At 70.1% G+C, this 12,648-nt stretch carries 10 protein-coding genes; 2 read left to right on the top strand and 8 right to left on the bottom strand.

The window, feature by feature from the left end; all coding sequences use genetic code 11:
- Positions 1–120: 120 nt before the first annotated feature.
- Entirely contained in the window at positions 121–1,350 is a 1,230-nt protein-coding gene (locus GVY39_RS01320) for an aspartate aminotransferase family protein (RefSeq protein WP_159919582.1), read from the bottom strand.
- A gap of 306 nt (positions 1,351–1,656) precedes the next feature.
- On the opposite strand from GVY39_RS01320, the gene hrpA reads away from it, so the two are divergent.
- On the top strand, positions 1,657–5,811 hold the full coding sequence (gene hrpA, locus GVY39_RS01325; RefSeq protein WP_159919584.1) for an ATP-dependent RNA helicase HrpA: 4,155 nt from the start codon (positions 1,657–1,659) through the stop codon (positions 5,809–5,811).
- A gap of 1 nt (position 5,812) precedes the next feature.
- Here the strand turns inward: hrpA and nrdR are convergent, their stop codons facing one another.
- Together nrdR and GVY39_RS01335 are read right to left on the bottom strand one after the other, a co-directional pair.
- A complete protein-coding gene (nrdR, locus tag GVY39_RS01330) occupies positions 5,813–6,283 on the bottom strand; it encodes a transcriptional regulator NrdR (protein WP_067808939.1) in 471 nt (156 codons plus the stop codon).
- A gap of 407 nt (positions 6,284–6,690) precedes the next feature.
- Positions 6,691–7,158, bottom strand: coding sequence for a hypothetical protein (locus GVY39_RS01335; protein WP_159919586.1), 468 nt, complete (start codon positions 7,156–7,158; stop codon positions 6,691–6,693).
- A gap of 276 nt (positions 7,159–7,434) precedes the next feature.
- Here GVY39_RS01335 and lexA point away from each other — a divergent pair, with 276 nt between their 5' ends.
- Positions 7,435–8,163, top strand: a complete 729-nt coding sequence (lexA, locus tag GVY39_RS01340; RefSeq protein ID WP_201295129.1) for a transcriptional repressor LexA — start codon at positions 7,435–7,437, stop codon at positions 8,161–8,163.
- Positions 8,164–8,242: 79 nt separating this feature from the next.
- Here lexA and GVY39_RS01345 read toward each other — a convergent pair whose 3' ends face one another.
- From GVY39_RS01345 to GVY39_RS01365, 5 genes are all read right to left on the bottom strand, one after another.
- The gene (locus GVY39_RS01345) at positions 8,243–8,974 is read right to left on the bottom strand and encodes a DUF6390 family protein (protein WP_159919588.1); all 732 of its coding nucleotides are present in this window, start codon (positions 8,972–8,974) and stop codon (positions 8,243–8,245) included.
- A complete protein-coding gene (locus tag GVY39_RS01350) occupies positions 8,974–10,041 on the bottom strand; it encodes a HoxN/HupN/NixA family nickel/cobalt transporter (RefSeq protein WP_370523774.1) in 1,068 nt (355 codons plus the stop codon). The genes GVY39_RS01345 and GVY39_RS01350 overlap by 1 nt, the downstream gene beginning before the upstream one ends.
- A 96-nt stretch (positions 10,042–10,137) precedes the next feature.
- Entirely contained in the window at positions 10,138–11,214 is a 1,077-nt protein-coding gene (gene hypE / locus GVY39_RS01355; protein WP_159919590.1) for a hydrogenase expression/formation protein HypE, read from the bottom strand.
- Positions 11,207–12,319 (bottom strand): hydrogenase formation protein HypD, encoded by a 1,113-nt coding sequence (hypD, locus tag GVY39_RS01360; RefSeq protein ID WP_159919592.1) that lies wholly within the window; start codon positions 12,317–12,319, stop codon positions 11,207–11,209. Before hypD ends, hypE begins: the two co-directional genes overlap by 8 nt.
- Complete coding sequence (locus GVY39_RS01365; protein ID WP_159919594.1) at positions 12,316–12,642, bottom strand: HypC/HybG/HupF family hydrogenase formation chaperone; 327 nt, start codon at positions 12,640–12,642, stop codon at positions 12,316–12,318. The genes hypD and GVY39_RS01365 overlap by 4 nt, the downstream gene beginning before the upstream one ends.
- Positions 12,643–12,648: the final 6 nt, after the last annotated feature.

Here is a 12,648-nt window from a genome sequence, read left to right on the forward strand (position 1 = left end):
CGATTGCGCCGCACGGCCCAGAAGCGAAGCCGCAGAGACCGATCAGCGGTTCACACCCGTCGGGCGAGCCGGTTCTTTCGCCGGGCTGTTCCTGCGTGGATGGTGAGGCAAGGCAGCGGATCAGACCTCGTTCAACGCGCGGGTGAATCCCTCGACGAGTTCGGTGACCTGATCGTCGGTCATGACGAACGCCGGGGAGATCTGCATGGCGCCTTGGCCCGCGGCGCGGCCCGAGATGCCTTGCGCACGCAGGGTTTTCACCAGCGACAACCCTTCGGCGGGGTCGGCCAGCTGGACGGCCGCGACAGCACCGAGCCCACTGCGCACCTCGGCGACCCTCGGGTGCTCGGCGAGCACCGACAGCTGTTCATGCAGGCTGGACTCCAGGCGCAGGGCGGCTTCGAGCAGGTCTTCGCGCTCGATGATGTCGAGGTTCGCCAACGCGGCGGCCGCGGCGCCGGCGTGACCGCCGTAGGTATAGCCGTGCCGCCACCAGACGCCGCCCGCGAAGAACGGCGCCGCCACGTGCGGGGCGGCGAAGACCGCGCCCATCGGGAGATAGCCGGAGGTCAGTCCCTTCGCGGTGGTCATCAGGTCGGGTTCCAGCGCGAAACGCGACGAGGCGAACCACGCTCCGCCGATGCGGCCGAAACCCGTCACCACTTCGTCGGCGACGAAGAGGATGTCGTGGTCGCGGCAGATGCGGCGCACCTCGGCGAGGTAGCCCTGCGGCGGCGGGAACACTCCACCCGCACCGATGACGGGTTCGCAGAAGAACGCGGCGATCCGCTCCGCGCCGAGGTCCTCGACCAGGGCGAGGAGGGCTTTCGCGTCGTCCCACGCGACGGTCCGCGCCGCAGGCATCAGCTCGCCGTAACCTTCGCGGTTGCCGGGGATGCCCGCCAGCGCGGTGCCCGCCACGTGCATGCCGTGATACGCCATCCGCCGCCCGACCACGATCGTCTTGCCCGGCTGCCCGAGTTCGTGCCAGTAGCGGCGGGCGAGCTTGGCCGCGGTGTCGACGGAGTCGGAGCCGCCCGAGGTGAAGAAGATCTTGCTGCCCGGCACCGGGGCCAGCCCGGCGAGCCGCTCGGCGAGTTCCTGGGTGGCAGGCTCGGTGATGTCACCGAAGTTGGAGTAGTGCGCGATGGTGCGCAGCTGGGCGGCCACCGCGTCGGCGATCTCGCCGCGCCCGTGGCCCACGTTGGCGAACCACAGGCCGGCGGTCGCGTCCAGGTAGCGATTGCCCGCTCGGTCGAAGATGTAGGCGCCCTCCCCGCGAGCGACCACGAACGCACCGTCCCGCTCGACGGCACCCATGTCGGCAAAGCCATGCCATAGCGCGTTCATGTCTCCACCTTTGCCGGTTTCCGGATCCCGATCCAGCCCCGCGCGGCGCCGATCGGCCGAACGCCACCATGGGCTCCGGCCGCGCCGGACTGCCGCCCGCCCTGCCGAGCGGGCATCCGCCGTCCTCGGCCGATCCTCGCGTGCGGACGTCGCCGGAGCGTACGCACGCCCGTCGTTCCCAGGCCGATCCTGGCGTGTCGGCGGACGTCGCCGAAGCGGACGCACGCCCGCAGCTCGCACTCGGTTACCAGCCGTACCGCCTGGCGGAATAACCCGTTGCCGGGTTTCGCTAGGCTGGTCGATGCAATGACCAGGACAGCCGCCCCCGATTCCCGCGACCTTCGCACCCGCCTGGCGAACCTCTCCCTCCGCGACGAACACCGGCTGCGGCGCAGGCTCGACCGGGCGCGCGGTGGCGACCTGGCCGAGGTGGAAGCCGAGATCGCAGCCGCCGAATCGCGCGTCGAGGCGCGGCGCGCGGCGGTGCCGGAGATCCGCTATCCGGAGCAACTACCGGTCACCGTCCGCCGCGAGGACATCGCCGCGGCCATCGCCGAGCATCAAGTGGTGATCGTCGCCGGCGAGACCGGCTCGGGCAAGACCACCCAGATACCGAAGATCTGCCTCGAACTCGGCCGTGGCATCCGCGGCGCCATCGGGCACACCCAGCCGCGCAGGCTGGCCGCGCGCACCGTGGCCGAACGCATCGCCGAAGAACTGGGCACCGAGCTCGGCGATGTCGTCGGCTACACGGTGCGGTTCACCGATCACGCCTCCGAGCGCACCTTGGTCAAGCTGATGACCGACGGCATCCTGCTCGCCGAGATCCAGCGCGACCGGCTGCTGCGCCGTTACGACACGATCATCATCGATGAGGCGCACGAGCGCAGTCTCAATATCGACTTCCTGCTCGGCTACCTCGAGCAACTGCTCCCCCGCCGGCCCGACCTCAAGGTGATCATCACCTCGGCGACCATCGATCCCGAGCTGTTCGCCCGGCATTTCGCCGACGAGAAAGGCACCCCAGCCCCGATCGTCGAAGTCTCCGGCCGCTCGTACCCGGTGGAGATCCGCTACCGGCCGCTCGCCCTGGAGCTTCCCGGCGCCGCCGAAGACGAAGACGAAGACGACGAGGACACCCGCGTCGTCGACCGCGATCCGGTGGACGCGATCGGTGACGCGGTGACCGAGTTGTTCGCCGCGGGCGACGGCGACGTGCTGGTGTTCCTGTCCGGCGAACGCGAGATCCGCGACACCGCCGACGCGCTGCGCGACCTGAAGCTGCCGCGCACCGAGATCCTTCCCCTGTACGCCCGGCTGTCCACCGCCGAGCAGCACCGCGTGTTCGCCCCGCATACCGGGCGCAGAGTGGTGCTGGCGACGAACGTCGCGGAGACCTCGCTGACGGTGCCCGGCATCCGGTACGTCGTCGACCCGGGCACAGCGCGCATCTCGCGTTATTCCATGCGCACCAAAGTGCAGCGATTGCCGATCGAACCGGTCTCCCAGGCGTCGGCGCGGCAGCGATCGGGACGCTGCGGCCGCGTCGCCGACGGCATCTGCATCCGGCTGTATTCCGAGGACGATTTCGAATCACGGCCCGCCTTCACCGAACCCGAGATCCTGCGCACCAACCTGGCCGCGGTCATCCTGCAGATGACCGCGCTCGGCCTCGGTGACATCGAGAACTTCCCGTTCGTGGAGGCGCCGGATCGCCGGGCCATCCGCGACGGCATCGCCCTGCTCGAAGAACTCGGCGCACTCGCGCGGCGGGACGGCAAATCCGCCGCACGCACCAGTGGCGACGACGAGGCCGCTCTGTCGCTGACCCCCATCGGCCGCGAGATGGCTCAGCTGCCGGTCGATCCCCGGATGGCGCGGATGCTGGTGCAGGCCCAGCGCAACGGTTGCCTGGCCGACGTCCTGGTCATCGTCGCGGCGCTGTCGATCCAGGATGTCCGGGAGCGGCCCGCGGACCAGCAGCAGGCAGCCGACACCAAACACGCGCGCTTCACCGTCGACGGCTCCGACTTCCTGGCCTACCTGCGGCTGTGGGACTACCTCGGTGAGCAGCGCAAGTCCTTGTCGTCCAACCAGTTCCGGCGTCTGTGCCGGGAGGAGTTTCTGCACTACCTGCGGATCCGGGAGTGGCAGGACCTGCACGGGCAGCTGCGCACGATCACCAAAGGCCTCGGATGGTCGACCCGAGAAGAGGCCTCAGCCCCCGCCTCAGCCCCTGCCCCGGCCGCTGCCGCGCGACCGGCCCGAGACGCCGCGGCGGCACCGGAGCGCAAGTCCGGCGGCAGATCACGCCGGGGCCGGTCCACGCGCGGCCGGGACGACGGGCGGTCCGACACCGGACGGGACGGATCCGCCACCGACTCGGCGGCCGCGGACGACGGACTTCCCTGGGATTCCACCGCCATTCACCAGGCGCTGCTGGCGGGCATGCTGTCGCACATCGGCGTCAGGGAGGCGGAGTCCCGGGAATTCCTCGGCGCGCGCAACGCCAAGTTCATGATCTTCCCCGGTTCGTCGCTGGCGAAGAAGCCGCCCCGCTGGGTGATGGCCGCCGAACTGGTCGAGACCTCGCGGCTGTGGGGCCGGATGGCCGCGAAGGTCGAGCCCGAGTGGGCCGAACGACTCGCCGGCGACCTCGTCAAACGCATCTACTCCGAACCGCACTGGTCGGCCAAGCGGGGTGCGGCGCGGGCCTACGAACGGGTCACGTTGTACGGGATCCCGCTGGTCACCGGCAGGCCGGTGGACTACGGCCGGATCGACGCCGAGTTGTCGCGCGAGCTGTTCATCCGGCATGCGCTGGTGCAGGGCGAGTGGCAGACGCGCCACGAGTTCTTCCACCGCAATCGCGCACTGCTCGAGGACGTCGCCGACCTCGAGCATCGCGCCCGCCGCCGGGACATCCTGGTCGACGACGAGGTGCTGTTCGAGTTCTACGACAAGCGCCTGCCCGCCGACATCGTCTCGGTGCGTCATTTCGACAGCTGGTGGCGCAGCGCGCGACGGGAAAACCCCGAGCTGCTGGATTTCTCCACCGCCACCGTGGTCAACGAGGGTGCGGCCGCGCTGGATCCGGCAGCCTTCCCCGACTCCTGGCGCCAGGGCGAGCTCAGTTTCCCGCTTTCCTACCAGTTCGAGCCGGGCAACGAGGACGACGGCGTCACCGTGCGGATCCCGGTGGAACAGCTCGCGCACGTCCGCGCCGTCGGCTTCGACTGGCTGGTGCCGGGCATGCGCGACGAGCTGGCCGCCGCGCTGATCAAGACGTTGCCGAAGACGTTGCGCCGCAGCGTGGTTCCCGCCCCCGACTTCGCCGCAGCCGCCCTGGCGGCGCTGACCCCGCGCGCGGAGCCGTTGCGCGCCGGACTGGCGCGCGAGCTGTCCAAGCTGGGTTCGGTCTCGATCGCCCCCACCGACTTCGACGTCTCCGCGCTGCCCGATCATCTGCGCATGACCTTCGCGGCCGTCGACAGCGACGGCGCCACACTCGCGCGTGGCAAGAGCCTCGGCGCGCTGAAAACCCAACTCGCCGAGCAGGTCTCCGCGTCGGTCGCCCGGGCAACCGCGGGCGTGGAACGCCCGCCGGCCACGGTGTGGACCTCCGAATCGCTCGGCACGCTCGCGCCGACGGTGCGGCGCGAGGTCGCCGGGCAGACCGTCACCGGGTACCCCGCACTCGTCGCCGAAGGCGACGGCGTCGCGGTCCGGGTGCTCAGCTCCGCCACGGAGCAGGCCGCCGCGATGCGCCTCGGCACCAGGGCGCTGCTGCTGCACGCGCTGCCCGTGTCGGCCCGCACCGCCACCGCGGGCCTCTCGCCCGCGGATCGTCTTGCCCTGAGCCAGAATCCGTACGGCTCGCTGGAGGCGCTGCTCGACGATTGCCGCGCGGCCGCCGCCGACGAGCTGCTCACCGCGGCGGGCGGACCGGTGCGCGACCCGGCGGAGTTCGACGCGCTCGTCGCCCGGATCCGTCCCGATTTCGCCTCCGCCGTCGCTCGTTTCGTGCGCTCGGTCGTGCCGATTCTCGCCGGCGCTCACCAGGTTTCGGTCGCGCTCGCGCGGACGAGCGAGGGCGATATCGCCGAGGACGTCCGCCACCAGCTCGACAATCTGGTGTTCCGCGGTTTCGTGTCCGAAACCGGCGCGGCCAGGCTGCGCGAGCTACCCCGCTATCTCCAGGCCGCGGTGGCGCGGCTGGAGGCGTTGCCCGGCTCGGCCGTTCGCGATCGGCAAGGCATGGCCGAACTCGATCGGGTGCTGGCCGCCTACGACCGCTTGCTCGGGTCGCTACCGGAGAACCGCAGACATGCGCCCCCGGTCACCGAGATCTGGTGGATGATCGAGGAGTTCCGCGTCAGCCTGTTCGCACAGAAGATCGGCACCCCGTTTCCGGTGTCCGCCAAGCGCATCGAGAAGGCGATCGCCGCGGTCCGGCGCTGAGTCAGTCGGCGGCCGACAAGGCCTCGGCGCGCGCTCGGCGCATCTCGCGGATCTCGCGTTCGAAGTCCTCGGCCGAGGTGAACGACCGGTACACCGAGGCGAACCGCAGGTAGGCCACCTCGTCCAGGTCGCGCAGGGGGCCGAGGATGGCCAAGCCCACCTCGTGGCTGGGCACCTCCGGAGATCCCTTGGCGCGCACCGCGTCTTCCACCTGCTGCGCGAGCAGGTTCAGCGCGTCGTCGTCGACTTCACGACCTTGGCATGCCCGGCGCACACCACGGATGACCTTCTCGCGACTGAACGGCTCGGTGACGCCGCTACGCTTGACCACCGACAGGATGGCGGTCTCCACCGTGGTGAATCGCCGCCCACACTGCGGGCACGCGCGGCGACGGCGGATGGCCGCGCCTTCGTCGGCCTCGCGCGAGTCCACCACCCGCGAGTCGGGGTGTCGGCAGTACGGGCAATGCATCCGAGAAATCCTTCGTCGATGCGCGTGCTCGCGTCCGGACCGGGCGCCGATCGCGGCGATCGGCCCGGCGAGCCCGTGTACAGAGGTCTATACCCCGGCACCAGGTGTTCCTCGTGCGACACGCGGAACACCTGCATAACACTTCGAGGATACCCGTCCGGGTTCCCGGATCGTCGCACTCACCCCGGCTGTCGGCTTCCTCATCCGGCGATCCGCCAGGCCGGTCAGGTCCGCGCCCGTAGGCCCGGCCACCAGGCGGCGAGGCGACCACGGGCGAGTCAGTCGCGGAACGCCTCGCCGAGGGCGGCCTGGGCGACGACGGAGTCGGCTCCCATATCGATGTGGCGGGCGCCAGGTCACCGGTGTGCAGGCCCATCGCGTCTCGCGGGAGGCCGGACTTCCTTTCCTCAGCGGGGATTCCCACCGCCCGGCATACCCGAGCCCTCCACCGCCGCCGGGACCGAAGCGCCCTGGCCCTCACTCCAGTCGCCCGCCCGCACGTGCGCCAAGGCGATGAACCCCACCACCACGAGGGCGGTGAGCAGCGCGGCGACGGCGAGCACCGCGAAGCCGATCTGCGCCTGTTCGACCCGGCGCATCGGATGGTCGCCACAGCCTCGCCGTGGCGCGGAAATTCGTGGCGCCCGGTCGTAGTCGACCATGCCGCCACCGGGCCGCGCGCCGGGCGGGCGCCGATCGACCGCGGACCGATACGCGGGCGTCAGCGCCCGTGCGCGGGCGGCGCCGCGGAGCAACCGCTGGACGGACTCGTATCCGAGATCGTCGCGCGCGGGGTCGAGATCGATGACGCGGCGATCGAGTTCGGCGCCCGTCGCATCGGTGGATGGAGTGGTATCGCTGATCGCAGTGCTCATCGGACAAACCTCCGTGGTGGGTGCTCCGTCGCCGTTCGAGCCGGACTCGTAGTCGAACACATGTTCCGTAGTCATTCGCTCACATGTTCGAAGAACTGGTGTTCGATTTCTACCACGCCCGGACGACAAAGTCAGCAGGAACACCCGACATGCGTCGAACAGATGTTTGATCCCGGCGCGTGACCGGACTAGATTCGAAGAACCGAAGACACGACAGGCCACGAGGACACATGCCGGGCACGAACCGGCCGGGCACAGCAGGAAAGGGCGGTTGCGGTGAGGCAGACGGACGACACGGGAGACGCGACCGAAAGCGGCGCCGACGCGGCGGGTAGCGGGGCGGATCTCACCGTGCGTCAACGCAGAGTGCTGGAGGTGATCCGCACCTCGGTGAGCGAGCGCGGCTACCCGCCGAGCATCCGGGAGATCGGCGACGCCGTCGGCCTCACGTCCACCTCGTCGGTCGCCCATCAGCTGCGCGCCCTGGAGCGCAAGGGCTATCTGCGCCGCGACCCGAACCGGCCCCGCGCCGTCGACGTCCGTGGTCTGGACGAGGTGGTGCGGTCGGTGACCAGCCTGCCGGTCGCGGCCGTGGACGACGGCGATGTCACCGTGGACGTCGAACGGCCCGTTCCCACGTTCGTCCCCGTGCTCGGCCGCATCGCCGCCGGTGGCCCGATCCTGGCCGAACAAGCGGTCGAGGACGTGTTCCCGCTGCCACGCGAACTGGTCGGCGACGGTTCCCTGTTCCTGCTGAAGGTCGTCGGCCAATCGATGATCGACGCGGCGATCTGCGACGGCGACTGGGTGGTCGTGCGGCAGCAGAACGTCGCCGACAACGGCGACATCGTCGCGGCGATGATCGAGGGCGAGGCCACGGTGAAGACCTTCAAACGCACCGGCCGAGACGTCTGGCTGATGCCGCACAACCCGGTCTTCGAGCCGATCCCCGGCAACGACGCCCAGATCCTGGGCAAGGTCGTCACCGTCATCCGCAAGATCTGACGGTCCGAAAGGGCGACAGTGCCACGGCCGCGCGGTAACTCGCGCGGCCGTCGCGTGTTCCGGTGCCCGGCCGCGAGCCTCATCGTCGTGCGGCCATCCGTCGGTTGGTGAGCTCGAGCTGACGCGCCGTACCCGCCGCCAGAGCGCTCACCTGGGCGTCGTCCAAGCGGCCGCACAGCCGCCCCCAATGGACCGCGACCCGCTCCCCCACCGCGACATCCGGCACCGCCGCATACCCGTCCACGTGGATCGGAACGGCTCGAGACGTTTCCGCCGAGAGCGCGAGACGCTCTCCGTCCCAGTCGAGTTCGCGGTAGCGCAGCACGACCTGTGCGCCGGTACGGTCCAGCACGGTCCCCCAGGTGATCCGGCAGCTGTCGAGCACGCGCAAGGGATGATCGTTGCCGTGCCGCAACAGCCGCGACCACGGGTATACGCCGAAAACGTGGAAGCAGTGATTGGCCGCGGCCTCCTCGGCCAGCTCCGGGGTCAAGTACGTCCAATATCCACCGGCGACGGGGCCGAGCAGTGCCAGCAGTTCGGCGGTGAACTCGCCTGCGTCCAGTTCCGCGCCCACTCCGCCGCCCAGCCAATAGGACTCGACGAGGCGGCGGTCGAGTGGATCGGCGATCCCGGTCATCCGCGCCATCACGCGCAGGTAGGGCCACGCCCCGGTGAAACGGCGCGCCACCGCGCGCACCTGGTCTTCCGAGCCGTCCCGCAGGGCGGCCGCGTCGGGCGGACCGCAGTAGCCGAGCCGATTGGGCGCGTAGGCGTACCGGGCGAACATCTCCGCGCCGCTGCCGGTCATCAGCAGGGCCTTTCACCGACGGGCCCGGGCGACCACCGCTGCTCCAGCCGGCCGAAACGCCACACCGCGACCGCCACCGCCCAGGTGAGCACGAACAGCCCGACGATGAGGAATCCCATGGCGCCGAGGTCCAATCCGCCGACCCATGCCAACGGACCGTCGGCGATGCCGAGTTCGGCGGTCAGCAACGAGATCATCTCCTGCGCTCCGATCAACAGGGCCACGGCGACCGACAGGCCCGTGACGACGATGTTGTAGTACACGGTGCGCAACGGCCCCGCGAACGCCCACCCGTAGGCGTAGTTCATGAACGCCCCGTCGAGGGCGTCGAAGAGCGTCATCCCCGCCGAGAACAGCACGGGCAGGACGAGAATCGCGTACCACGGCAGGTCGGTCGCCGCCGCGCCGCCCGCCATCACCAGTAGGCCGACCTCGGTGACGGTGTCGAAGCCGAGGCCGAACAGCAGCCCGACCGGGTACATCTGCCACGGCGCGCGCACCGCCCGGGTAAGCGGTCCGATCACCCGCTGCAGGGCGCCCCGGTCGTTCAACTTCTGCCGCAACTCGGCCTCGTCGTATGTCCCGCGACGCATCCCGCGGAACACTCGCCAGATCCCGATCAGCGAGACCAGATTCAACAGGCCGATGGCGAGCAGGAAGCTCCCCGAGATGCCGGTGCCGAGAACACCGGTCCATCGGTGCAGCCCGGAGTCGTCGTCGCGCAGGTTCCCGGCCAGCGCCTTGACGCCGAACGCCAGCAGCGCGACGAGGACGAAAACGATGGTGGAGTGCCCGAGGGAGAACCAGAACCCGACCGACAGCGGCTTGCGCCCGTCCGCGACCAGCTTGCGGGTGGTGTTGTCGATCGCGGCGATGTGGTCGGCGTCGAACGCGTGCCGCATGCCGAGTGTGTAGGCGGTGACGCCGAGGCCGACGCCGAACACCGCACCGTCCACGACGTACCCGCCGGGCACCACCACCAGCAGCAGCGCCGACCACCCGAGGACGTGCAGCGCGACGACGACCGACGCCATCCCCGCGACGCCGCGTCTCTGCCGCCCGTCCAGGCGGGCCGGCAAGCCGCGCGGCGGCGCGGCGGTATCGGCGATCCGGACGATGACGCACACCTCGCCTTCCAGCTGCGGACCGATTCGCGGACCGCGTCAGCAGATTCGCGGCAGTTGCTCACCCGCGGGCAGATCCACCACGCGCGTTCCGCCGAGCGCCGTGCGAGCCACCACCATGCCGGGATGTTCGGCGACGCATCGGCCGATCGCCGCGGCCTGCGCGCCCAGCGGGTGCTCCCGCATCGCCGCCAGCACGCGGTCGGCGTCCTCCGGCGGGACGAACGCCAGCAACTTGCCCTCGTTGGCCACGTACATGGGGTCCAACCCGAGCAGGCCGCACGCGTCGCGCACGCCGTCGGGCACCGGGAGCTGGCGCTCGTCCAGCGACACACCGACCTTCGCGGCGCGCGCGATCTCGTTGAGCGAGGCCGCGACGCCGCCGCGGGTGGGATCGCGCAACACGTGCACGTCCGCGCCGGTCGCCAGCATCGCCGCGACCAATCCGTGCAGCGGCGCGGTGTCGCTGAGCACGGTGGTGCCGAACTCCAGTCCCTCGCGGCAGCTGAGCACCGCCACACCGTGCACGCCGATGTCGCCGCTGACCAGCACGACGTCGCCCGGCGCCGCCCGTTGCGGCCGGATGTCCACCTCGGGGGCCACCACACCGATTCCGGCGGTGTTGATGTAGATACCGTCGCCGTGCCCGGCGTCGACGACCTTGGTGTCCCCGGTGACCAGCCGGACTTCCGCCGCCAGCGCGGCGGTGCCGACCGCCTGCGCGATGCGCGCGATGTCGGCCAGCGCGGTGCCCTCCTCGAGGATGAACGCGGTGGACAGCACCATCGGACGCGCACCGGACATGGCCAGATCGTTCACCGTGCCGTTGACCGCGAGCTCACCGATCGTGCCGCCGGGGAACACTATCGGCTTTACGACGAACGAATCGGTAGAGAATGCCAGTCGCGCGCCATCGAGCGTGACCACCGCGGAGTCGGCCAGGTCCGCGCTCGCGGCCGGGCCGAACGCGGGCAGGAACAGATGCTCGATGAGCTCGCCGGACATCGCGCCGCCGCCGCCGTGACCCATCACGATATTCGGCGAATCCCGCAGCGGCATCGGGCAGACCCAGCCCTCCATATCGATCGTCGGGGAGGCGGCGCCGTCCTCACGCATGTGCCACCTCCGCGGGCAGGTCGAGACGCCGGTACAGGTAGTAGGCGGCGCACGCGCCTTCCGAGGACACCATGGTGGCGCCCAACGGGTTACGCGGCGTGCACTCCTTGCCGAAGGCGGCGCACTCGTTCGGTTTGATCAACCCTTGCAGCACCTCGCCGGAGCGGCAGACGGACGACTCGGCGGTGTGCAGGTCGCCCACGGCGAAGCGGTGTTCGGCGTCGAACTCGCGATAGCGGTCCGACAGCCGCCAGCCGCTGCGCGGGATCACGCCGATGCCGCGCCAGGCCCGGTCGGTGACCTCGAAGACGTCCTGCAGCATGGCTTTCGCGGCGGGGTTGCCCGCCGCGGCCACCGCCCGGGGGTAGGCGTTCTCCACTTCGTGCCTGCCCGACTCCAGTTGCAGCACGGTGCGGCGGATACCTTCCAGGATGTCCAGTGGCTCGAATCCGGTGACCACCATCGGCACCCGGTACTGCTCGGCCAGCGGCGGATACTCTTCGGTGCCCATCACGGTGCAGACGTGCCCTGCCGCCAGGAAGCCCTGGACCCGGCAGGTCGGCGACTCCATGATCGCGGCGATCGCGGGCGGGACCAGCACGTGTGAGACCAGCAGCGAGAAATTCCGGATGCCGAGCCGTCTCGCTTGATACACCGTCATGGCGTTGGCCGGGGCGGTCGTCTCGAACCCGATGCCGAAGAAGACGACTTCGCGGTCGGGATTCTCCCTGGCCAGGTTGAGCGCGTCCAGCGGCGAGTACACCACCCGGACGTCACCGCCTTCGCTCTTTACCCGGAACAGGTCCTTGGAGCTGCCGGGCACGCGCAGCATGTCGCCGAACGAGCAGAAGATCACGCCCGGCTGCGCGGCGATCTCCAGCGCTTTGTCGATCACCTCGAGCGGGGTGACGCAGACCGGGCAACCGGGACCGTGGATCATCTCGATCTGGTCGGGCAGCAGCTGGTCTATGCCGTGGCGGATGATCGAATGGGTCTGCCCGCCGCAGACTTCCATGATCGCCCAGCGGCGGCTGGTCGCGCTGCGGATCCGATCGAGCAGGTGCTGGGCCAGCTCGGGGTTGCTGAATTCGTCCAGGTACTTCATGACGTCGCCTCCGGTTGCTCACGTGGTGGTTCGGCGGCGGGGTTGTCCACACCCGCCTGCTTGGCGGCGATCTCGAAGCCGTCGCCGAATTCCTCGTTCAGTACGCCGAGGTGCTCGAACTCGGCCAGGGTCCGCAACGCGGACTCCTCGTCCAACCGCTGGATCGCGAAGCCGACGTGGACCACGACGTAGTCACCGACCGCCGCGTCCGGGATGTATTGCAGGCACACGTCCTTGTGCAGGCCGCCGAAGTCGACGACCGACATCAACGTGCCGTCCCGCTCGTGCAGGCTGAGCACTTTGCCTGGTACCGCAAGACACATCGTTGC

The organism is Nocardia sp. CY15 (assembly GCF_009829295.1).
GTDB classification, from domain to species: Bacteria; Actinomycetota; Actinomycetes; order Mycobacteriales; family Mycobacteriaceae; genus Nocardia; species Nocardia sputi.

What these genes read in the sequence shown, in the direction of transcription:
- GVY39_RS01345 (WP_159919588.1), bottom strand. Translation starts at nt 8,974, where the DNA reads ATGACCGGCAGCGGCGCGGAGATGTTCGCCCGGTACGCCTACGCGCCC.
- GVY39_RS01335 (WP_159919586.1), bottom strand. Translation starts at nt 7,158, where the DNA reads ATGAGCACTGCGATCAGCGATACCACTCCATCCACCGATGCGACGGGC.
- GVY39_RS01320 (WP_159919582.1), bottom strand. Translation starts at nt 1,350, where the DNA reads ATGAACGCGCTATGGCATGGCTTTGCCGACATGGGTGCCGTCGAGCGG.
- hypD (WP_159919592.1), bottom strand. Translation starts at nt 12,319, where the DNA reads ATGAAGTACCTGGACGAATTCAGCAACCCCGAGCTGGCCCAGCACCTG.
- nrdR (WP_067808939.1), bottom strand. Translation starts at nt 6,283, where the DNA reads ATGCATTGCCCGTACTGCCGACACCCCGACTCGCGGGTGGTGGACTCG.
- GVY39_RS01365 (WP_159919594.1), bottom strand. Translation starts at nt 12,642, where the DNA reads ATGTGTCTTGCGGTACCAGGCAAAGTGCTCAGCCTGCACGAGCGGGAC.
- hypE (WP_159919590.1), bottom strand. Translation starts at nt 11,214, where the DNA reads ATGCGTGAGGACGGCGCCGCCTCCCCGACGATCGATATGGAGGGCTGG.
- hrpA (WP_159919584.1), top strand. Translation starts at nt 1,657, where the DNA reads ATGACCAGGACAGCCGCCCCCGATTCCCGCGACCTTCGCACCCGCCTG.